This window comes from Priestia sp. D3YE.R1 (assembly GCF_049199565.1).
In the GTDB taxonomy this organism is placed as follows: domain Bacteria; phylum Bacillota; class Bacilli; order Bacillales; family Bacillaceae_H; genus Priestia; species Priestia aryabhattai.
The window spans coordinates 88,254-110,374 of sequence record NZ_JBLTHW010000003.1; the positions used below are offsets into that span (position 1 = coordinate 88,254).

Consider the following 22,121-nt stretch of genomic DNA (forward strand, 5'->3'; position numbering starts at 1 on the left):
ATAAAAGGACCTTCAAGAGAAGGTCCTTTTATTGTATTGCCTTTGCATTTTACAACTTGATAGATTTGTTTCTGAATTGAATCATCCTTACAATATTTATCACAATTGTTTTTGTTACAGCATAAGCCGGAATCGCTAAGATCATTCCGAGTATTCCTGCAATATTACCCGCAACAAGCAATAAAATAATAATCGTTAAAGGATGAGTGTTTAATTTCTTTCCAATTACCAGCGGAGAAATAATGTTCCCATCGAGCTGTTGAACGATGACGACGACGATAATCACTAATATCGCTTTTGTAGGAGAGTATAATAAACCTACGATTAAAGCGGGAGCTACGCCAATAAAAGGGCCGACGTACGGGATAATATTAGTAAGGGCTCCTATTAGTGCAAGTATTAATGCATAGGGCAACCCAATGATGAGGTAACCAATGAACGTACTAATACCGACAAACAAACAAACGAGCATTTGACCTTGAATATAAGTAGCTAGCGTATTCGTTGTTTCTTTCATTGTGCGCAACGTTTCTTTTCGGTAAGAAGCAGGAACCATACGCAGCGTATTTTTACGAAGTTTATGGCTGTCTTTAAGCATATAAAAAAGAATGAAAGGAACAGTTACAACGGTAAGTGTAATATTCGTTACGACGCTTAAAACAGATGAAATACTGTTTGTGAGATTCGTAGGTAAAGTGGACGCGTAGTTTAAAAGTGACTCTTCAATATGATCGAGCGACACATATTTTTGTTCAATGAGCCAGTTAAACCATCTTGAGTTAGATAAATCATTTATGTACTCTCTCGTTTCTACAATGTAAGACGGAATATTCTTAGCCAAATCAGTTAATTGTTTAGATAAAGTAGGTCCCACACCGCCCACAATAGAAGCAATTACGCCGATAAAAACAACGTATAATAGTAAAATGGCCAGTGTTTTTGGCACTTTTTTTCTTGTGAGAAATGACACAATTGGTTCGAATAAAAAGAAAAGAAAACCAGCTACAAGAATAGGGAAAAACAAAGTAGAGATAAATACACCGATTGGTAGAAAAACAAACGAAATATGTTTACAAATGTAAATCAGTAAAGCAATCATTAATAGTTCTAATGTCCAAAAATGCAGTTTCGATTTAAACAAAAAGTTACCTTCTTTCTTTACTATTTTTTACTATCATACATCAAAAAAGAAACCCACTGCACGTGAAAAGTGGGTTTTTTAGTCTATATAACTTTTATTTACATAAAAATTAGGATTTTTCCTCTTTATCTTTAGTGGTACCTTCTGGAGTTTGTTTGTCGTCATCCTGCATAATTCCTTCCGCCGCATTTTTAAATTCTCGCAGGGAATGTCCAAATGCTCGTCCTATGTCCGGCAATTTACTTGGTCCAAATACAATTAAGGCAGTAATCCCGATTACGACCATGCTTGTGGCTCCTGGCATGATATCCTCTCCTTTAAAAACAATGAATATATAAAATTTAAAAAGAGATAGTGAATAAAGTGCATGTTTATACTATTCACTTTTCTCTTTAAAATTCCTTTATTTTAAATGATGCGAAAATAAGGTACAGCGATTATGTATGATTTAAAGGCTTGTTGTGATACTTTTTTCTTTTGCATGCGAAGCTAATTATAGCATTAAAAAGGTGTGTTCATAATCAGCAGCAAGTCAGAGCTGAGACAACAGTATTTTAGCACAAAAAGTATCCGCACAATTAATCGAGAGAATTGATTAATTGTGCGGCCTTTTTTTGTTGTAATAGTGAAATCAGGTTTAATGTGGTATTTGCTTCTAGCTGTTAATTGCAGGGAAATCAACAGCGGTGTAACAAGCAGTCGAGCTCATTTACCCCATTTGTGCGTCTTTAGATTGAATTGATTTCGTTATGTCTCAATCTCTTTCATGTTAATGTTTCAAAACATGTAAATAAACGATGTGTCTATGTATTAATAATGGTAAAAAACTGCTCTGTAATTTTTACTATTTTATAGAGGAGTCAAATGAATCTTACTAATTGATAGATCACATGTGTAAAAAATATCACTTTTGATCATTGTTTTCCAAGCAATTTATTACCTAAATGTGGATATAGAAGGTACAAGGGAAGGTACATAAAAGAATTATAAAAACATTTGTCTTTGTAAGCGTTTTATTCTTTGTTTTAATAAAGAGCAAAAAAAGGATGTTTTTCTCTAAAATTTTACCATTGAATATTTTGAATAAAGTTCATAAAATAAACTTGTAAGCGTTTTAAAAGATTAGGAAGTATGTATCTTAAAAGTTGAATAGAGAATTATTTATGAAGAAAGGAAATGTGATTTTTTTGCTTTTGATCACCGTTTCCAAGAATACCTCAACAAGTAACAGCAAAACGTTCATTTAATGAAATAAAGAAATAGATAGGAGTAGAGAAAAATGTACATCGGCGTCGATTATTACCCTGAACATTGGCCAGAGAATATGATAGAAGAAGATATCCAAGGTATTAAAGAGTTAGGATCAAACATGGTGAGAATAGGGGAGTTCGCTTGGCACCTTATGGAGCCTAAAGAAGGGCAATATGACTTTTCATTTTTTGATAGCGTTATCAATAAGCTTAAAAAACAGAATATTGATGTTATGTTTGGTACGCCTACTGCCACTTTTCCGGCTTGGCTTGCGAAGCAGCATCCTTCTATTTTATCAAAAGATGAAAATGGGGCGGTCAGGGCGTTTGGAGGAAGACGTCAATATTGTTTTAATTCTCCTCTTTACCGGCAGTATAGCGCTCAGATTACAGAACAACTAGTAAGGCACTACGGCTCAGAAGAAGCAATCGTAGCATGGCAGGTTGACAATGAATTTGGTCATGAAGGCAGTGATATGTGTTACTGCGAACAATGCCATAAAGAGTTTCAGCAGTTTTTGGAAAGAAAATATGAAGATATCAATGAGTTAAATGAGAAGTATGGCACTATTTTCTGGGGACAAACGTATAACGACTTTACCGAAGTGCCTATGCCTGTAAAAACAATTACGACACACAGCCCTTCTTTAAAGCTAGACTGGGCCCGCTTTCGCTCTTTTTCGTTAAACAGATATGCTCACGAACAAACAGCAATTGTGAAGAAATATAAAGGTGATCACCAGCTGTTGACAACGAACGTATCAGGAGGCTTTTTTGATAAATGGTTCGATCATGAAGAAAACCTAGAAGTAATGGACTTTGTATCCTATGATAATTATCCGGTATGGGGCGGTCAAACAGAGCCAATTACCCCGGCTCATATTGCATTAGGACATGATTTTAATAGAGGCTTGTTACATAAAAACTTCTGGATTGTAGAGGAATTAATGGGTGCTCAAGGTCATGATATCATCGGTTATCTACCGCGACCTAATCAGGCAAAAATGTGGTCTTATCAAGCTTTTGCTCATGGATGCACGAATATGCTGTATTTCCGTTGGCGCGGAATGACAAGAGGAGCCGAGCAATACTGCTACGGAATTGTAGGTCACGATAATCACTATGGAAAACGCTACAAAGAAGTGCAGTCGTTATTTAGTGAAATCGTTCATTACGAACATGTACTTGAGTCTGATATTAAGTCGGATGTTGCCGTTTTATATGACTATGAAAATATATGGTCGTGGCGCTTTCAGCAGCAAAGTGAAGGGTTTGACTTTACGCAAGAGCTTCTTCGAGGGTATACACCGTTTTATAAGTTGAATACACCTATTGATGTTATTCCTGCTGCGAGAGATTTTTCAAGCTATAAAGTACTGGTGGTTCCAGCTTTGCAAATCATTGATGAAGAACTAGGTAAGAGATTTACTGAATTTACTGAAAACGGAGGCGTCATCGTTTTTACGTTTAGAACTGGCATTAAAGACAAACAAAATAATATTCACTTTAAACAGACGCTGCCGGGATATGTAAAAGAAATAGCAGGAATTGAAATTCATGAAGTGGAAGCACTGTCTTCTACCCAAAAAGCATCGATTAAAGGAAAAGGACCGTATGAAGGAGAACAAGCAAGTGCGTCCGTGTGGAGAGACATTATCACGCCTGTAACAGCTGAAGTGCTGTATGAGTATGATGATCCATTTTATAATCAAGCGGCTGTAACAAAAAATCAGTGTGGCCGTGGAACGGTTTATTATGTAGGCTGTGGAATTGAGGAACAGGCTTTTGAAAAAATTGCGCTTGATATTGTGAAACAACAGCATATTGAGCATACAGAAAGTGAAGAGGGAATTGAAGTATATCCTCGAAAGCTGGGAGAGAAGAGTTATTACTTCCTTATGAACCATACGTCAGAAGTAAAAGTGTTTAAAGATATTGTGCTGCAGCCTTACGAAAGTCGTATCGCAGAAAACGTGTAGCAGCAACAGAAGACTAGAATCTCGTGTAGTAATGAGATTCTAGTCATCCATGATATGAAAGCGTTTTATAGGAGAAGGGAGTTAGGTTATATGAGCACGGGGGTACAGTCAAAAGTTTCTTTAAAAACCGTATTGTCATACGGAATGGGGAGTTTTGGAAATAATATTATTTATGCATTAACAAGTACATATTTAATGATTTTTTATACGGACAGCGTAGGATTAAATGCCGCAGCTGTAGGAACTTTATTTCTTATTGCTAGGATATGGGATGGAATTGCCGACATTATTATTGGAATGCTAGTTGATAATACAGAAACGAGATTTGGCAAGTTTAGGCCTTATCTGCTAATAGGCGGATTTTTTGCAGCTGTTGCTACAGTCGCATGTTTTATTAGTCCGGATCTTTCTCATACAGGAAAATTAATTTATGCTTATATCACCTATATCGCGTGGGGAACAAGCTTTGCTATTATGGACATTCCCTATTGGTCGCTTTCGGCAACGATTACACAAGATGTAAAAGAACGAAATAAAGTAGTGGCTTTTCCTAGAACCATTGCAGCAGTAGGCTCTTTATTTGCTAGTTTATTAACTCTTCCACTAGCTCATTATTTTGGGAATTGGTTTATGCTTAGTCTTATTTATGCGTGTATCTTAATGATTACCATGATTATTACATTTTCAGGAGTAAAAGAAAACTATACCGTAAAAAGACAGGAAAAGCAGACGCCAAAAGCAGTTTGGAACTTATTTATTCAAAATAAACCGCTGCGCTATCTAATTTTCTCGATGCTTTTAGTTGAAACGATTTTAACAATTCGAACTACGTTTTCTATTTACTATTTTAAATACAATTTAAATGCAGAGAATATCGCGTCTCTTTATTTAACCTTATTTTTTACAGCACAAATTGTAGGAGCGATCGCGTCTCCTTTTATTTCAAATAAATTTGGAAAGAAACGCGCAGCAATAGGAGGAATTGCGCTAAATGCCGTAGCTACTCTTACAATGTTTGTAACTGGTTTTCACGTTATGCCGGTAATGATTTTAAGCTTTTTAGCTTCTTTCGGCGGTGGGGTTAGCAACATTGCTCAAACATCTATGCTTGCTGACTGTGTAGAATACGGCGAGTGGAAAACCGGGAACCGAGCGGAAGGAATGGTGTTTTCTACGAATATCTTCAAAACGAAGGTTGCTTCAGCAGTGGGCGGAGCAGTAGGAGGGTATATTCTTTCAGCAGTAGGATATGTGCCAAATCAAATTCAGTCACACAGCACGCTCATTTGGATTGCTTTAATCTTTACGATCATTCCAGGCATCCTTTGCTTGTTATCACTTGTCCCACTCGTAAAATATGAGTTGACGGAAAAGAGATATTTAGAAATTTTACAAGATATGAAAAAGCGCTCCAGCCGCATAAAAGAAAAACCGGCTATGAAGGTGTCTAGTTAATTCAAATTAGCATAAACACTGTACACAAAAACAACAGGAAAAAAAGACTGCATTTTCTCAGCTCCTCTTGCTATGATGTCAGGTAGACAGATATCAATGTAAAGAGGAGTTTTAGTTATGTTTATTAATTTTTCAAAAGAAGACAAAGATAAAATGCTGAATGAAATTCAAACGTTTTTTTATAACGAACGAGATGAAGAAATCAGTGAATTTGCAGCAGAAAATGTATTAGAGTTTATTAAAGAACATATCGGCCCTCACTTTTATAACCAAGCCATTAAAGATGCAGAAGATATTATGAACCAGGTCATGCTTTCTGCGGAAGAAAATTTACATGCATTAAAAAAACCAATCGAAAAGTAGTTCAAAAAAGAAAATATGAAGTAGGACAAAAGCGTTTTATGTACAAAAGCATAAAGCGCTTTTGTTTGTCTATGAAACAAATTATTTGTTCGCATAAGCGATATATGATACATTCGGTTTAAGATAATATTAACGTTAACGTAAAGGTTATATTTAAAGTGTTTTGATTTAACTCGATGAGGGCATAACTTCAGCAAGCAGGGACATAATGAGGTAATTATATTAGGAAAGAAGGGACTATACGTGAGCAACATTACGAAAGGTCAGCTAACAAATTCTATTGTGAAAGTAAATGAAAATCGTTTAACGGATAATAGTGATTTTGATATCTATCAAGAGTTGGAAAATGTGCTTCAAGGAGTCGGCTTATCAGCAAAAGACAGCGGAGGAAACATTACGTTTTACGGAGAAGATCCGATTGTTCCTAGTACGCTGCGCCTTGCCTCAGCAGCAGCTATTGCACTAGTTGCTAAATCAGTAGCTGTCTCAAAAGTTTGGAGAATACGCGGAGGAAAAGGTCAAGATATTCATATGGATTTGCGAAAAGCTATCCGAAGATTATCACCTTTTTACGATAAAAAATGGGAAAAGCTTAACGGGTACGCACCAAGTAAAGCAAATGATCCATATAACCCATTAGGCTTTCACTTTTATCAAACAAAAGATGACAAATGGGTGATGCCGCTGAATCCATATCCACGCTCTAAGCATGAAACGCTCAAGCTATTAAATTGTATAGAAGACCCTGAGGCAGTGGCAAAAGCAATTCGCGGATGGAATGCAGAAGAATTAGAAAAAGCCGCAGCGGAGCGAGGAGTTATCATGCCTGTTGTGCGGACAATTGAAGAGTTTATGAAAGAATCCGTGTATGAAGAAATAGCACAGCTTCCTTTAATTGAAATTGAAAAGATTGGCGAAAGTGAGCCGATTCCTTTTTCAAAGAATCCTAAAACGCCGCTAGACGGTATTCGAGCATTAGGTCTTGGTCATGTTATTGCAGGAGCAGGATTTGGTCGGGCTCTCGCCTTACACGGTGCCGATGTCTTAAATATTTGGAAGCCAACCGATTGGGAGCATGATACGATCTATGCTACGTCTAATGTCGGTATGCGCTCTTCAACGCTGGATATCGGTGAAAAAGAAGGAAAAGAAAAAATGGTTGAACTTCTAAAAGGAGCCGATATCTTTTTTGCGAACCGCCGATACGGATTTCTAGAGAGATACGGTCTAACAGCTGAAGAGTGTGCGGAACTAAAACCAGGCATCATCCACTGCACCGTTAACCTGCACGGAACGCAAGGAAATTGGGCGAAAAGAAATGGATTTGATCAAACAGCGGGAAGTGTAACGGGAGTCATGGCATTAGAAGGGTCGCCAGAAAATCCTAAGCTGCCTCCTATTGTAGTGGTAAACGATTATGCGGTTTCTTGGCTGCTTGAAGTCGGTGCTTTAATGGCACTGGAAAGAAGAGCAAAAGAAGGAGGCAGCTACCGCGTGCGTGTATCACTAGATCGCGTATCTTTATGGATTTTATCAATGGGCATCTATGACAAAACATACGCTCATCAAACAGCTGGTTCGTCAGAGAAGCATGAGTACATCGCACCGGATCTCTTTACAGCCCAAACACCTTTAGGATTGTATCAAGGGCTTACAGAACAAATTGAAATGTCAGAAACCCCAGGGGAATATAAGACGGTTCTCGTTCCTCGAGGTTCTTCACGCCCAAAGTGGTTGTGATAATAAGAGGCTGAAACAAAAGTATTTTAGTTGAAAGAAAATCCGAACGATGAATCGAGATTCTTGAGAAAGGATCCAACTCGTTCGGATTTTTTTGTTATTGTGGTGAACGTAGGTTTCGTTTATGTGGGTAGGTGCTTCTAGCGGTTGATTGGAGGGCAAGGCGAAGACTCCTGCGGGAAAAGCGGAACAGGTGAGACCCCGCAGGAGCGCAAGCGACGAGGAGGCTCAGCGGCCGCCTGCGGAAAGCGAAGCCTTGCACGGAAATCAACAGCGGTGTCATAAGCGGTTCAGCTCATGTATCCAATTTGTTTGTCTTTAGATCGAATTGATTTCGTTATGTCTTAATCTCGGTTTTTGGGGGTCAAATTTAAAATGAAAAATAAGAAAAAATATTTGAATAATTATATGATTTCTTATATAATAGCGAAAAGGATGAGGAGTTGACTTGTAATGGAAAACTATACGTCCCGCAAAATGACACGAGAAGAAGTAAAAGTATCAGACGCGACAGCAGCTCAACTAGTGCTAAACAAATCTCTTCGTGACTTTAAAAAAGCACAGCTTTTACTGCAAATCGATCAGTCGTTAGAAAAAAGAGATAAAGAAACTTTTTTACGTTTAACTGAAGAGTTAAAAGAAGTTTGTTAAATAACCTACTAACATAAACAATCAGCCTTTGCTTCTAGTGAGCAAAGGCTTTTTATATGGAAAAAAACGGATAAATGTTTTGTTTTTTCTGAAAGCGGTAAAAGTATAGTATGGATGATAAAGCAAAAATCAAGAAGTCTCTTACTTTATTATTTTTTGCTTTATCATCTACAGCACCTAGATAGTAGTACATCACGAAAGAACAAACAGAGAGAGGGTTCTTTATATGTATAACAAAATCTTAGTCGCCTTTGATGGTTCCGCACCTTCCATTCGTGCTCTTCAACATGCAAGTAAACTAGCTAAAAGCGTAAATGCTAATAAGCTGACAATTGTACATATTAAGGAAAGAATTCACTTGCAGCAGCCTGTTTTTAGCGTTGACTTAGACGCACTGATAGAAGAAGAAAATCGCGATATTTTATCTGAAGCTCACAATCATTTAACTCAATCAGGTATTCCATACGAGGCATATGGTTTAGAAGGCACCGCTTCAAAGAAAATTATCGAATATGCACGTGATAATCAACAAGACGTCATTGTAATAGGAAGCCGAGGAAAGGGCTTTGTTAAAGAGACATTTTTAGGAAGTGTAAGTCACGAAGTTGCTCAATCCGCAGAATGTCCTGTTATCATTATTAAATAAAAAGCATGTTCTCCTTGGAGAACATGCTTTTTATTTTGAGTTAATCTGTGTCTCCTTTAAATCGTCTGGTGCTTTAGCTGGTTAGGAATTTTTAATATGGTAAAAGCGCAGGAGGTCTCCACGTAATACACTACTTTTATTGGAAAGCTTTAAGAAAATGAAAAAATACATGTCTAAATAACTAATCAGACGAGATAAGACCTAGAAGATGGTATAGCTGTAAAGCCTTACACTTCCATAAGTTATCTCTAAATTCGATAAATTAGCATATATACCGCTTCATTTACTTCTGTTATCCTTTTGTTTGCAGAAAAACTTATAGTGTCAGACGCACAGGGGTATAAAAGTTTTCGCTCTTTTGAGTATATGACTTTTTACAAAAACAACGCGATCTCTACACTTTTTTCTACTAGCAAAATAAAAAGTGTAGAGAAAGTGATAAACATACATAGAGGATATAAAAACAGAGGTAGAAACGTTTTTTCCTTTACATCATAGCTAAAAAGGATAGAAAGCAGGTATGGATGTGCAAACAACACGATTCACCAAAAAGAACAGGCGAGGCGAGAAGACGGCTGGTTCGCACACGGACAAAAGTAAGAAAAAATTCATTTTTGAGACTAGTTCTCTAAAACGATGGCATATTATTATAAGTCTATTTATACTCGTAATCATTTTTACTCTTTTTTCAGCTTTCGTTTCAGGCTTAAGCCTTCACTTTAATCCGGTCTTGCCAACATGGGGGACTGAAGAAAAGAATGAATTTTCGACTATTTATCCATCCGATAACGATAGCGGCCGGCTCTCTTCTTTTTCAGAAGATGAGTCCCATAAAAAGTTTTTAGAAAACCGGATTGTGAACAAAGAAGATTTTTATGCGTTCTATGTTAATTGGGATAAAAATAGTGAACGTTCATTAAAAAATAATATTGATCAAATTGATGTTCTTGTACCTCAATGGTTTTCATTAAATTCGAACTTAGAATTAAAAAGCAGTGTTCAAAAAGATATCGGAGATTTTGCTAAAAAGCATCATACAAAGGTTTTACCGTTGCTGACAAATGAGTCGAATGGAAAATGGGATGAACAAACGGTTCACCGCTTGCTGCAATCTCCTCAGGAACAATCCAAACTTATACATAATTTACATCGTCAAATTAAAGAAAATGGATATGATGGGATAAATATAGATTTTGAAAATATCAAAAGCAGCGACAGAGAGTTACTAACAGACTTTATGAAGAAACTTTATACAGCCTTCCATGAAGATGGGTTAATGGTAACTATGGATGTGCCTCCAGCTAATAAAGCATTCGATTATAGCCGTTTAGAACAGTATAATGACCGTATGATTTTAATGATGTACGACGAGCACTTTCAAAGCCCGGGTCCTATTGCTTCATTTTCTTGGTATCAAAACAATTTATCAAAATCGTTAAAAGATAAGATGATTGTTAGTCTTGGAAACTATGGATATGACTGGGATGAAAAGAGCAAGCAAGGAGGAAAAGTCGTATCATTTGAAGACGTCATGCGAATGGCTCAAAAAGCTCACTTGAATGTAGAGTGGGATGATAAAAGCAAAACGCCGTATGTAAATTATAAAGACGGAACGGGTACGCATGAGCTATGGTTTTTGGACAGCGTGACATTTTATAATCAGTGGAAAGCTGCTTCATCAAGCGGTGCCAAAGGAGTTGCTTTATGGAGACTGGGAACGGAAGACCCGTCTGTATGGGATGTAGTAAAAGGACATAAAGTAAGTGAGATTCAGACTGTTAAAAATGGAGAAATTGCTTACAATTATGGAGAAGGAAGCATACTTCATGCAAAAACAGAGGCTTCTCCAGGAGAAAGACGTTTTGCTTTTGATTCGAAAGGATTTATTTCAGGGGAAGAGTACACAGCAATGCCGCAAGCTCCTGAGATTGAACGGCTAAGCAAAATATTTAACAAAGAAATTGTTTTAACATTTGATGATGGGCCAGATCCTGAATACACAGAGAAAATTTTAAAAATTTTAAAAGCCCATGATGTAAAAGCTACTTTCTTTATGATTGGTGAAAATGCAGTATTTCATCAAGATATTGTTAAAGAAGTATATAAAGATGGTCATGAAATTGGAAATCATACATTTTCCCATCCAAATACAATCAATATTTCTAAAAATCAGCTAAAGTATGAAGTAAATGCAACAGAACGAATCATTCAAGGGATCACTGGTCATTCATCTATTTTATATCGGCCTCCGTATGGAGATAATCAAAACACTTATAATGGTTATGATGAAACGGTATATGACCCAGCTTCATTTCAAAAAATGGCGGATACGACGAAGATGGGATATATAACTGTTAACTACGATATTGATTCGAGTGACTGGAAAGCTAAAAATAGTAAAGAAATTGTAAACCGTGTGATGAAGCAAGCAGAGAACGGTGATATTATCTTACTTCATGATGGAGGAGGAAACCGAGAAGCAACAGTAGAAGCACTGCCTCAAATCATTGAAAAGCTGCAGGCACGAGGGTATACATTTGTAACAGCAGGGGATTTGACGAATAAAAGCAGGGAAAGTACAATGCCCGCCGTTTTAAAAGCAGAGAATCCGATTATTCAAAACATCAAATTGATTCTAGCGAATATTGCTGCGCTGCATACTGTTTTTTTCGTTCTGTTTTATGGAACATTAATTGTATTTACACTGCGTTTGCTTATTGTCTTTTATCTCGCGCTTAAACATAAAAGAAAAGCTGATAAACTGCATTTTGATGCTTCATATCAGCCTTTAGTCAGCGTAGTCATCGCTGCATACAACGAAGAGAATGTGATAAGCAGGACGATCAAGTCGGTGTTGAAGAGTTCATATCAAAATCTTGAGATTATTATGGTTGATGATGGGTCAACAGATGGCACATCAAAGGCTGTTACTGAAGATTTCAGAGACAATGACAAGTTTCATCTTCTTCGAAAGAAAAATGGAGGAAAAGCTGCGGCGATCAATTTGGGTATCCAAAAAGCAGAAGGAGACATCATTGTATCAATTGATGCCGATACCATTATTTCACCTGAAGCTATATCACTTATGGTGAGACACTTTAACGATGAAAAAGTAGGAGCGGTATCGGGGAACATTAAAGTAGGTAATGTCCGTAATTTATTAACAACATGGCAGCATATTGAATATGTGTCAGGTTTTAATTTAGAGAAACGTGCTTTTTCCATGCTTAATTGCGTGACGGTGGTTCCAGGCGCAATAGGAGCATGGCGAAAAAAACTTGTTCAAGAATTAGGATATTTTACGGCCGATACATTAGCTGAAGATACAGACATGTCTCTGCGTATATTGCGCAGCGGTTATAAAATTTCAATTGAAGAGAAAGCAAGTGCATATACAGAAGCACCAGAAAAGCGGAAAGATTTTCTCAAACAGCGCCATCGCTGGAACTTTGGAACTTTACAGTGCTTGTGGAAGCACAAAAGAGCTTTTGGAGGGCGCAAGCATAAAGCATTAGGTTTTATGGCTCTTCCTAATATGCTGCTGTTTCAATTCATTTTTCCTTTATTTGCACCATTTTTAGACCTTTTATTTGTTTTGAGGCTATGTACTGGAGATGTTAAACATTCGGTTCTTCTATATGGGTGCTACTTTATTGTTGATTTTCTTGTTTGTTTAGTGGCCTTTAGATTAGAGCGAATAAGCAGTAAACCATTGATTGCTCTAGTGATACAAAGAATTGTGTATCGCTACTTATTACTATGGGTAGCTTGGAAGGCAGTTTTAGCTGCATTAAAAGGAACAAGAGTAGGGTGGAACAAATTAAAACGCTCCGGAAATTTGCAGGTAACAAGAGACAGTTCAGCTGAGAGAACTGGGTGAAATTGCACTATTTAACGAGGTTAATTAGCTTTTGCTAATTAACCTTTTTTATTAGAAAAACAGTAAAGAGTTCACTTAATAATGATAGTTAAAAGAACCTTTATTTTTAAGCCTGTCAATAGGGATTATTCACATCCCTTTCTTGTTCATTGAAATGCTGTTCTGCGTACGTGCGTGTACCTATGGTAAAATGTCAGAGAATAACGCTTATTTGACTAATTCAGTACAGTTGTATCAACAGAGGAACCTTCTTATTAGGGGATTTTTCATAGTATAAAGACAATTATTTTGTGGGGGCGTTTTTATTCTGCACAGTTTCTTCAATTATTACTTCTATAATGAAAGCAAGGGGTGTGAATAAATGAATAGACTTTCTATTAAGCTTGGACTCTTGTTTTTAATGTTCATTTTACTAGTTGAAGCCGCTCTCTTTTTCTATTTATATAGCGGTCTTGCCAATACAAGAATTTCAGAGGAGTTGCAAAGCTTGCGTCTAAGAGGAAACAGTCACCGAGAAGTATTAGAGAAGCATCATGATTCAGCTACGCTTAACCATGTTGCACTGATGGAATCTGAGGCAGAAACCGACGTTGTTATCACAGATAAAACAGGAAAAATTATCAGTTCGTCTAGGCCTTTAATTCAAGGTGCAAGAAAATCGGTAGAGAAATGGAAAGGAAAATCTCTTACATACAAAGGTGAAATCATGCAAGGCGACTGGAAAAGCAAACCTTATATCGCCACAGCATCACCTATTAAAAAAGATCATCAGCAGTTCGGAACGGTTTATATGTTCAAGAACACAAATGATATTCACGAAATGATTGCGAGACTACAGCATCATTTTTACGTAGCGGGAGCTGTTTCCGTTTTATTTTCCATTGTGACTATTTTTGCCCTGTCTAAATTTATAACGGCTCCTTTAATCAAAATGAAAAAAGCAACAGAGAAGCTGAGTCAAGGAGATTTGTCTGTGAAACTTGGCGCTCATTCAAGAGATGAACTTGGACAGTTAGGAATGTCGATTCAGTCGCTAGCGAATGAGCTGCAGCGGTTGCGAAAAGAGAGAAATGAATTTTTAAGCAGCATTTCACATGAACTTCAAACGCCTTTAATGTATTTAAAGGGCTATGCAGACGTAGCAAGAAGGCCTTCTAATACACCGGAAGAAAGGGATAAATATCTTGCTATTGTGAAAGAAGAAGCAGAAAGAATTTCACAGTTAGTTAAAGATTTGTTTCAGTTGGCGCAGCTGGATCAGCATACATTTTTTATTCAAAAACAAAAAGTAGAGCTAGCTGCATATTTGCACACCATATGCGCGAACTTTCATTTAGCTTTAAAAGAAAAAGGGATGAAGCTGGACATAAGCTGTCCTCAAGGTCTTTACATTTCACTAGATCCTGAAAGATTTCAGCAAGTAATTATCAATTTACTTGATAATGCAATGAACTATTCAAAAGAAGAGACCAAAATTGATGTAGTCGTAAAAAAATCAGCTAAATTAGTAACCATAACCCTTAAAGATCGAGGAATAGGTATTCCAGAAAAAGATCTACCTTACATATTTGATAAGCTATATCGAGTAGAGAAATCTCGCTCGAGAAAAAGCGGAGGCTACGGACTAGGCTTATCCATTGTAAAAGAGATTGTAGAAGCTCACGGAGGAGAAATAACAATCACAAGCGAGATGGGAAAAGGAACGACTGTAGAGATTGTAATAAGAGAGGATGGATAGAATGACAACCATTTTATTAGTCGATGATGAAGTAAGGATGCTAGATTTACTAGAACTTTATCTACGGCCAAACGGATTTACGTGTATAAAATTTGAAAGCGGCACTGAAGCGCTACGCTATCTTTCTCAAGGTAACAAAGCAGATTTGATGTTATTAGATATTATGATGCCAAGCAGAGATGGGTGGGAGATTTGCCAAGAAATAAGAAAAATGTCTGATCTACCTGTCATTATGCTCACAGCCCGCAGTCAAACATTAGATGTAGTAAAAGGATTAAATATAGGGGCAGACGACTATATTACTAAACCGTTTAGCGAAGAAGAATTGGTTGCACGCATCCGTGCGGTTCTTAGACGTTCGTTAAAGGAAAAACATGAAATCACCTACAAAGGGTTAGTATGGAGCAAGGAAAATCACGTATTACAATATAAAAATCAGCAGATTCAAGTAACGCCTAAAGAGTTTGAATTAGTGGGTTTACTTCTTCAGCATTTAAATCGCGTGTTCAGCCGAGACGACTTGCTTGTGTTAGTGTGGGGATATGAGGCGGAGATTGGAGACCGTACTATTGACTCTCATGTGCGAAATGTTCGGGATAAGCTTAGAAAAGCAGGCTTTCCTGTAGACGAATACTTGCAAACCGTATGGGGAATAGGCTATAAGTGGGTTGATGTTAGTTGAACATGATATGAGCATAGCTGTTGAAATTGGTGAAAAGATAAAGTAAGCAGAAGTGAGCTTTTCTCTTTACATAGGGTAGGGGGGTATAGTAACATGGACTTATGAAGGGAGGATGTTAGATGGTCGAAGTGAATCACATGAATAGTGAAGAAAAATGTTGTACGATAAATAGTGAAAGAAAAAGTCACCATTCTCCAGAAGTGAAGAAAAATCTAACAAGCCGATTAAATCGAATTGAAGGACAAATTCGAGGAATTAAAGGATTAATTGAAAAAGATACGTATTGTGACGACGTGATTACTCAAATCGCAGCTGCGCAGTCTGCTTTAAATAGTGTAAGTAAAATTTTGCTTGAAGGTCACTTGAAGCATTGCATTGTAGAACGTGTGCAAGCTGGTGATGAAGAAGTAGTGGATGAATTATTAACAACCATTAAACGATTAATGAAATAAAGGAGATGCTAGAAATGGAAAACGTAACATTATCAGTACAAGGAATGTCTTGCGGTCATTGTGTCAAAGCTGTTGAAGGAGGCGTAGGCGAACTTAATGGCGTTAAAAGCGTGGAAGTAAGCTTAGAAGATGCAAAAGTAACGGTTGCATTTGATCCAAGTCAAGTAACGATCGAAGCTATTAAAGACGCTATTGATGACCAAGGTTATGACGTAGCATAAATAGCATCGCGTGCGAATACCTTCGCACGCTTGATTTAGGAGAAAAATATACCCCTTGTAGGTATATAACAGGAGGCGAAACGCGGTGAGTGACAAACAAAAAGAATCCACCTTGCAAATTACGGGTATGACATGTGCAGCGTGTTCAAATCGAATTGAAAAAGGATTAAAAAAAATAGAAGGTGTAAAAGAAGCAAACGTGAATTTGGCTTTAGAAAGATCTACTATCATATTTGATCCGTCTAAAACAAGTCCACAGGCCTTTGAAGAAAAAATCGAAAAGCTTGGATACGGAGTTGTAAATGAAAAAGCCGAATTTGCTATTACTGGTATGACGTGCGCCGCTTGTTCGACCCGTATTGAAAAAGGGTTAAACAAATTAGAAGGCGTGACAAAGGCAAGTGTTAACCTTGCTTTAGAAACAGCTTCTGTTGAATACAGCCCTTCTCAAATAGCTCCGCAAGATATAACGCAGCGAGTTGAAAAACTTGGATACGGAGCAAAGCTAAAGTCGGAGGAAAGAGAAGAAGAGCAAAGCTACCGAGAAAAAGAACTGAGTAAACAAAAAGGGAAGTTTTGGTTTTCGTTTATTTTAAGCGTACCGTTATTATGGGCAATGGTTAGTCATTTTACGTTTACGTCGTTTATTCCTTTACCTCATATGCTGATGAATCCATGGGTTCAGCTCGCTTTAGCTACGCCTGTTCAATTCGTGGTAGGGAAACAATTTTATGTAGGTGCATTTAAAGCTCTGCGTAATAAAAGTGCCAACATGGATGTTTTAGTAGCACTAGGCACAAGCGCAGCTTATTTCTATAGTTTGTACTCTTCTCTTAAATCGCTTGGCTCATCTGTTCATACAGCTCAGCTTTACTATGAAACGAGCGCTATATTAATTACGCTGATTCTTTTAGGGAAATTATTTGAAGCCAACGCCAAGGGCCGTTCTTCAGAAGCAATTAAAAAGATGATGGGTTTACAAGCTAAAACGGCTGTTGTAGTAAGAGACGGAGCGGAAGTTAAAATTCCAGTGGAAGAAGTGCAAAAAGGCGAAGTTATTTTTATTAAACCCGGTGAAAAAGTACCTGTAGACGGAGAGATTATTGAAGGGCAATCGGCTATAGATGAGTCTATGCTGACAGGTGAAAGCGTACCGGTAGATAAAAACATTGGAGATAAAGTAATTGGAGCTACACTCAATAAAAATGGTTTTCTAAAAATAAAAGCTACAAACGTTGGAAAAGAGACGGCGCTTGCGCAAATTATTAAAGTAGTAGAAGAAGCTCAAGGGTCTAAAGCGCCTATTCAGCGATTAGCTGATTATATTTCAGGTATATTCGTGCCAATTGTGGTTGGAATTGCTCTTCTTACTTTCTTTGTTTGGTATATCTGGATTGTGCCTGGCGAATTTGCACTGGCTTTAGAGAAGCTTATTGCCGTATTAGTGATTGCATGTCCATGCGCGTTAGGTTTAGCTACTCCAACTTCCATTATGGCCGGTTCGGGCCGCGCAGCAGAATTTGGTATTTTGTTCAAAGGCGGCGAGCATTTAGAAGCGACTCATAAAATCGATACGATTCTTTTAGATAAAACGGGAACTGTTACAAATGGAACTCCCGAGCTAACCGATGTACGTATTGCACAAGGCTACGAAGAAAATGAGCTATTGCAGTTAGTCGCATCGGCTGAGCGTTTATCGGAGCACCCTCTAGCTCAAGCCCTCGTAGCAGGTATAAAAAATAAAGGTATAGAAATTCAAGACCCGTTATCTTTTGAAGCTATTCCAGGGTATGGAGTAAAAGCAACTGTACAAGAACGAGAACTGTTAGTAGGAACAAGAAAGCTTATGAACCAACATAAAGTGAATATTGATGCAGCTTTAGAAGGAATGACAAATTTAGAACGAGAAGGAAAAACGGTCATGCTCGTTGGTCTTGACGGAAAATATGCCGGCATGCTTGCTGTTGCAGACACCATTAAAATGACTTCTAAAGAAGCAGTTTCTAGGTTGAAAGAGATGGGCTTAGAAGTGATGATGATTACAGGAGATAATCGTCAAACAGCTCAGGCTATTGCAATGCAAGCGGGTATTGATCACGTTATCGCAGAAGTGTTGCCAGAAGGCAAAGCAGAAGAAGTGAAAAAGCTTCAGCAGCAAGGTAAAAAAGTCGCAATGGTAGGAGATGGCATTAATGATGCTCCTGCACTTGCGTTAGCTGATATTGGAATGGCCATCGGAACAGGAACGGATGTAGCGATGGAAGCCGCTGATATTACGCTGATGCGAGGAGACTTGATGAGCATTGCAGATGCGATTGAAATGAGCAGAAAAACGATTTCTAATATCAAGCAAAACTTATTCTGGGCAATGGGTTATAACACGCTCGGTATTCCCATTGCAGCAGTCGGGCTGTTGGCTCCTTGGGTTGCTGGAGCCGCGATGGCTTTTAGTTCTGTATCGGTTGTATTAAATGCACTGCGATTGCAGAGAGTGAGGCTATAAGGTATGAAAAAGTGGATCATCTCAGCTATTTTATACGTGCTTGCAGTCATAGCAGTATATGCTGTGTGGGAAATATAAAGTGAAAAATATTGGAGTCACCAAGCCATTTTCGGTGAAAGTGATGTAAAACAAAGCTGCTAAAGAATATTCTTTAGCAGCTTTGTTAGGTGCAAGGAATGTTTTTTGCTTAATTCATATCCTTTAAGATGAAGGTCCTCGGGATGTTTTTGATGGGCAATTAACACATCCCGTCCATCATCCATAATCCAAATGAAATAATGACGGCTGGAACCATCTCCATAGGTAATGGTCATTTTGCAATCAATACTCCCAGCAGATTCTTCATCCAATAGAAGTTTCATGCGCTCTGCCTTTTTTATACTATTGGTGAATGCATTCATATCTTGTTCATCGATAAACGTTTTGAGCGTTTTCATTTTAATGGACGTTACTTCTACCTTTTGTACATTAGAGGGGGGCTTGGAGTGTGCGGAAGCAAAGGGAGCTCCCATCACCAAGCTAACTGCAAGTATGAGTGAGGACAGAGCAAAGCGTATTTTTAGCATGTTTCTTTCCTCCTTTTATTTTTATACTTTTTCCTAGCGGTAAGTGTTTCATACGAAGGCCTTTTTTAGGCACAGGAATTTTTTGTACCTAACTACCTTCATCTTCACAAAATCTGCACAAAGTCTGGCTATAATAAAGAAACGAAGAAGAGTATGCATAGATAAGTTGTTTCTAAGGGTTAAATGATTTTTATTTTAAAATTTATTAGGTGGAAAAGAGGGACTGTCATGAAAAAACAGCTATTTATTCTTGGTGCATCTGTCATTATTGGACTAAGCGGATGCGGAAACGATTCTAGTCATGAAAAGCCTTCAGCTGACAAAAATGAATCCATGCACGATCACTCAGAGATGAATCACTCTAGTTCAGGAGAGGTTCCAAAAGGATTAAAGCAAGCTGAGAATCCAACATATAAAGTTGGAGATAAAGCCGTTATGAAAGCTGATCATATGAAAGGCATGAACGGGGCTGAAGCAACGATTGTTGGTGCTTACGACACTACCGCCTATACCGTTTCGTATACGCTAAAGACCGGCGGAAAAAAAGTGAAAAATCATAAGTGGGTTATTCAAGAAGAAATAAAAGATGCGGGTAACAAGCAGTTAAAGCCAGGTAGCGAAGTAACGCTTGAAGCAGACCATATGAAAGGTATGAAAGGGGCAAAAGCAACGATTGATTCAGCGGAAAAAACAACGGTATATATGGTAGACTACACACCGACTACAGGCGGAAAGAAAGTGAAAAACCACAAGTGGGTAACCGAAGATGAGCTTTCAGCAAAATAGACTGTTAGCAAGAAAAGCCCAAGAATAGATGTATTCTTAGGCTTTTTTTGTTTGCTTCTTTTTTTATGCTTTATAATGATAAATTTCTTACATGATGTATGAAGAAAACTCATGTTTCTTTCAAAAGAAGTTGTGGTATTAAGTAGAATGCTACGGTAATAAAACGAACAAACTACTGATGAAAGGAGCTAGCTATGAGTGAACATACAGTAAAGCGAACAGGACGCACACGATGGTTCATTTCATCTTTGTTAAGCAGTATGATTATTTTAAACTATTTTGATCGTGTAGCGGTGTCAGTGGCCGCTCCTGCAATACAAGATGCATTTCACTTAACGGGAACAGAGCTCGGAATTGTCTTTTCTATTTATACATATTCTTATACGATCATGCAAATACCTGCCGGGAGCTTGCTTGATCGGTTTGGAGTAGCATGGGTAACAAGAGTCGGTATGGTGATTTGGAGTTTATTAACGATGTCAATGGCTTTTTTGCAAGGAAAACTTCTTCTCTATATTGTCCGGTTTTTAATAGGAATAATGAGTGCTTCCGCATTTCCGGCAGCATCAAAAGCTACGTCGCTATGGTTTCCTCCAAACGAAAGAAGCTTACCAAATTCTTTGTTTGATTCAGCAGCCAAATTTTCAAATGTACTTGGCGCGCCTCTTGTAGCGTTTCTCATCACCAAATTTGATTGGCGCACAGCATTTTTATCCATTGGAATTATAAACGTGCTGTTTACGCTGCTGTTTTGGTTTTATTACGAAAAGCCAGAAAAGCATAGACGCATATCAGATGATGAGTTGAAGTATATTCAAGAAAATAATCTAAATGCAAACGATGAGCAAACATCAAAATTTTTACATACCTTGAAAGTATTATTTGCGAATCGAAAAGTTTGGGGGCTAATGATTGGGTTTACAGGCTATGGATATACGTTTAATTTACTGTTAACGTGGCTGCCAACTTTTTTAAAAGAAAAATACGGTATGGATATAATGTCATCGGGCCTGCTTACGGCAGTACCTTGGCTAATTGCTACATTTGCTGGCATTTTAGTTGGCGGGTGGCTTGTTGATTACCTTATAAAAAAAGGATACAACAGTCAAAAAGTATATCGCACGATCATTGTTGTGGGATTATGCTTAGGATTTGTTTTTTTAGGCTCTATTTTCACCAATAGTGTCGTCGTAGCGATGATTTGTATCTCGATTGGACTGGCAGGTATATCTGCAACGGCACCAATCGGCTGGTCTATTTCTGCAGAAATTGCGCCTGCAGGGTCTATTTCCCTTCTCAGTTCTATCGTTAATTTAGCTAATAATTTGTTTGGAGGAATTATAGCTACAGCTTTAACGGGATATCTTTTAGATAAAACAGGTTCTTTTAATCTAAGCTTTATTGTAGCGGGAATTGTCTTGTTGCTAGGCTTAATTTTTTATATTTATGTGCTGGGAGATATTAAACAAATTAAAATTCCAAAAAACCAGCGTACGAAGTAAAACCCCATGACTCGTGATGGAGTTTTACTTTTGATTATAAATAACGACCTTGCTTGTGCGTTTAGTGATGTGAGAAACGCTATTAAGAAGGGAAATAATGTAAATTTGTTTGTTTGAAACATATGATAGAGACTTATTTTAAAATAGAATTGTTAGTATAGCATGTTCTTAAAAAGGTTAAGCTGGTTTTTATGAAGAAACCTTGTGTCTAGTTTTGTTATTTCAGCAGAAGTAGATATGAACCGCACTATAAAAAATAGAAAGGCAGAGGAACATGAATCATAAAGAAAGTGAAAACAATACTGAGTTAAATCAAAGCCATTTGTTAAAGGAGCCTCAGCGCATAGAATTATCTAAGTATCAAATTTTAAAGGCACTAATACCTGTTATTATACTTGGGCTTGTCGTTTTGGTTGCTGTACTACAAAACGATGGTCTTCTTAATTGGATCTAGGCATGTAAAAGGGGTCTGTAACGTACAACAGACGTCGCAATCAGTAGAAATAATGGATTACAACTTAGGCATGCAATAAAAAGAAATTGCATATAGTGTAATTCAAATCGCT

Annotated in this window: 18 protein-coding genes; 15 read left to right on the forward strand and 3 right to left on the reverse strand. The window is 37.5% G+C overall.

Features of this window, described 5'->3' with window-relative positions; genetic code table 11:
* Positions 1 to 49: 49 nt before the first annotated feature.
* Positions 50 to 1,141, reverse strand: coding sequence for an AI-2E family transporter (locus ACOZIR_RS18740; protein ID WP_057243907.1), 1,092 nt, complete (start codon positions 1,139 to 1,141; stop codon positions 50 to 52).
* A 109-nt stretch (positions 1,142 to 1,250) separates the two neighbouring features.
* Positions 1,251 to 1,445: a twin-arginine translocase TatA/TatE family subunit gene (locus tag ACOZIR_RS18745; protein WP_045289468.1), complete on the reverse strand. Its 195-nt coding sequence runs from the start codon at positions 1,443 to 1,445 to the stop codon at positions 1,251 to 1,253.
* A gap of 975 nt (positions 1,446 to 2,420) precedes the next feature.
* Between ACOZIR_RS18745 and ACOZIR_RS18750 the strand changes: the two genes are divergently transcribed.
* The 13 genes from ACOZIR_RS18750 (at position 2,421) to ACOZIR_RS18810 (ending at position 18,701) form a co-directional block, all read left to right on the forward strand.
* Positions 2,421 to 4,370: a beta-galactosidase gene (locus ACOZIR_RS18750; protein ID WP_328121576.1), complete on the forward strand. Its 1,950-nt coding sequence runs from the start codon at positions 2,421 to 2,423 to the stop codon at positions 4,368 to 4,370.
* 90 nt (positions 4,371 to 4,460) lie between these two features.
* The gene (locus ACOZIR_RS18755; RefSeq protein WP_045289466.1) at positions 4,461 to 5,825 is read left to right on the forward strand and encodes a glycoside-pentoside-hexuronide (GPH):cation symporter; all 1,365 of its coding nucleotides are present in this window, start codon (positions 4,461 to 4,463) and stop codon (positions 5,823 to 5,825) included.
* A gap of 117 nt (positions 5,826 to 5,942) precedes the next feature.
* Positions 5,943 to 6,188: a DUF2164 domain-containing protein gene (locus ACOZIR_RS18760; RefSeq protein ID WP_013082790.1), complete on the forward strand. Its 246-nt coding sequence runs from the start codon at positions 5,943 to 5,945 to the stop codon at positions 6,186 to 6,188.
* A 243-nt stretch (positions 6,189 to 6,431) separates the two neighbouring features.
* A complete protein-coding gene (locus tag ACOZIR_RS18765) occupies positions 6,432 to 7,928 on the forward strand; it encodes a CoA transferase (RefSeq protein WP_328121575.1) in 1,497 nt (498 codons plus the stop codon).
* A 147-nt stretch (positions 7,929 to 8,075) separates the two neighbouring features.
* Positions 8,076 to 8,213, forward strand: coding sequence for a hypothetical protein (locus ACOZIR_RS18770; protein WP_340141397.1), 138 nt, complete (start codon positions 8,076 to 8,078; stop codon positions 8,211 to 8,213).
* 168 nt (positions 8,214 to 8,381) lie between these two features.
* Positions 8,382 to 8,579 carry an IDEAL domain-containing protein gene (locus ACOZIR_RS18775; RefSeq protein ID WP_013082792.1) on the forward strand — a complete coding sequence of 66 codons (198 nt, stop codon included), beginning with the start codon at positions 8,382 to 8,384 and terminating at the stop codon, positions 8,577 to 8,579.
* A gap of 226 nt (positions 8,580 to 8,805) precedes the next feature.
* Complete coding sequence (locus ACOZIR_RS18780) at positions 8,806 to 9,225, forward strand: universal stress protein (RefSeq protein WP_045289458.1); 420 nt, start codon at positions 8,806 to 8,808, stop codon at positions 9,223 to 9,225.
* Between the two features lie 526 nt (positions 9,226 to 9,751).
* Positions 9,752 to 13,105 (forward strand): glycosyltransferase, encoded by a 3,354-nt coding sequence (locus tag ACOZIR_RS18785; RefSeq protein ID WP_411304738.1) that lies wholly within the window; start codon positions 9,752 to 9,754, stop codon positions 13,103 to 13,105.
* A gap of 361 nt (positions 13,106 to 13,466) precedes the next feature.
* On the forward strand, positions 13,467 to 14,843 hold the full coding sequence (locus ACOZIR_RS18790) for a sensor histidine kinase (protein ID WP_045289456.1): 1,377 nt from the start codon (positions 13,467 to 13,469) through the stop codon (positions 14,841 to 14,843).
* A 1-nt stretch (position 14,844) separates the two neighbouring features.
* Complete coding sequence (locus ACOZIR_RS18795) at positions 14,845 to 15,525, forward strand: response regulator transcription factor (RefSeq protein ID WP_045289453.1); 681 nt, start codon at positions 14,845 to 14,847, stop codon at positions 15,523 to 15,525.
* A gap of 119 nt (positions 15,526 to 15,644) precedes the next feature.
* A complete protein-coding gene (locus tag ACOZIR_RS18800) occupies positions 15,645 to 15,977 on the forward strand; it encodes a metal-sensitive transcriptional regulator (RefSeq protein WP_045289451.1) in 333 nt (110 codons plus the stop codon).
* Between the two features lie 14 nt (positions 15,978 to 15,991).
* On the forward strand, positions 15,992 to 16,198 hold the full coding sequence (gene copZ / locus ACOZIR_RS18805) for a copper chaperone CopZ (RefSeq protein ID WP_045289448.1): 207 nt from the start codon (positions 15,992 to 15,994) through the stop codon (positions 16,196 to 16,198).
* Positions 16,199 to 16,283: 85 nt separating this feature from the next.
* Positions 16,284 to 18,701 (forward strand): heavy metal translocating P-type ATPase, encoded by a 2,418-nt coding sequence (locus tag ACOZIR_RS18810; protein ID WP_045289446.1) that lies wholly within the window; start codon positions 16,284 to 16,286, stop codon positions 18,699 to 18,701.
* A 137-nt stretch (positions 18,702 to 18,838) separates the two neighbouring features.
* On the opposite strand, the gene ACOZIR_RS18815 is transcribed toward ACOZIR_RS18810, so the two are convergent.
* The gene (locus ACOZIR_RS18815) at positions 18,839 to 19,267 is read right to left on the reverse strand and encodes a hypothetical protein (protein WP_045289444.1); all 429 of its coding nucleotides are present in this window, start codon (positions 19,265 to 19,267) and stop codon (positions 18,839 to 18,841) included.
* Positions 19,268 to 19,495: 228 nt separating this feature from the next.
* Here ACOZIR_RS18815 and ACOZIR_RS18820 point away from each other — a divergent pair, with 228 nt between their 5' ends.
* Together ACOZIR_RS18820 and ACOZIR_RS18825 are read left to right on the forward strand one after the other, a co-directional pair.
* The gene (locus ACOZIR_RS18820; RefSeq protein ID WP_045289442.1) at positions 19,496 to 20,053 is read left to right on the forward strand and encodes a YdhK family protein; all 558 of its coding nucleotides are present in this window, start codon (positions 19,496 to 19,498) and stop codon (positions 20,051 to 20,053) included.
* Positions 20,054 to 20,247: 194 nt separating this feature from the next.
* Positions 20,248 to 21,555, forward strand: coding sequence for an MFS transporter (locus tag ACOZIR_RS18825; RefSeq protein WP_045289440.1), 1,308 nt, complete (start codon positions 20,248 to 20,250; stop codon positions 21,553 to 21,555).
* Positions 21,556 to 22,121: the final 566 nt, after the last annotated feature.

Bases quoted from the DNA above. Each gene is read 5' to 3' on its own strand.
- ACOZIR_RS18745 (WP_045289468.1), bottom strand. From the start codon at position 1,445: ATGCCAGGAGCCACAAGCATGGTCGTAATCGGGATTACTGCCTTAATT.
- ACOZIR_RS18750 (WP_328121576.1), top strand. From the start codon at position 2,421: ATGTACATCGGCGTCGATTATTACCCTGAACATTGGCCAGAGAATATG.
- ACOZIR_RS18755 (WP_045289466.1), top strand. From the start codon at position 4,461: ATGAGCACGGGGGTACAGTCAAAAGTTTCTTTAAAAACCGTATTGTCA.
- ACOZIR_RS18760 (WP_013082790.1), top strand. From the start codon at position 5,943: ATGTTTATTAATTTTTCAAAAGAAGACAAAGATAAAATGCTGAATGAA.
- ACOZIR_RS18775 (WP_013082792.1), top strand. From the start codon at position 8,382: ATGGAAAACTATACGTCCCGCAAAATGACACGAGAAGAAGTAAAAGTA.
- ACOZIR_RS18780 (WP_045289458.1), top strand. From the start codon at position 8,806: ATGTATAACAAAATCTTAGTCGCCTTTGATGGTTCCGCACCTTCCATT.
- ACOZIR_RS18790 (WP_045289456.1), top strand. From the start codon at position 13,467: ATGAATAGACTTTCTATTAAGCTTGGACTCTTGTTTTTAATGTTCATT.
- ACOZIR_RS18795 (WP_045289453.1), top strand. From the start codon at position 14,845: ATGACAACCATTTTATTAGTCGATGATGAAGTAAGGATGCTAGATTTA.
- ACOZIR_RS18800 (WP_045289451.1), top strand. From the start codon at position 15,645: ATGGTCGAAGTGAATCACATGAATAGTGAAGAAAAATGTTGTACGATA.
- copZ (WP_045289448.1), top strand. From the start codon at position 15,992: ATGGAAAACGTAACATTATCAGTACAAGGAATGTCTTGCGGTCATTGT.
- ACOZIR_RS18815 (WP_045289444.1), bottom strand. From the start codon at position 19,267: ATGCTAAAAATACGCTTTGCTCTGTCCTCACTCATACTTGCAGTTAGC.
- ACOZIR_RS18820 (WP_045289442.1), top strand. From the start codon at position 19,496: ATGAAAAAACAGCTATTTATTCTTGGTGCATCTGTCATTATTGGACTA.
- ACOZIR_RS18825 (WP_045289440.1), top strand. From the start codon at position 20,248: ATGAGTGAACATACAGTAAAGCGAACAGGACGCACACGATGGTTCATT.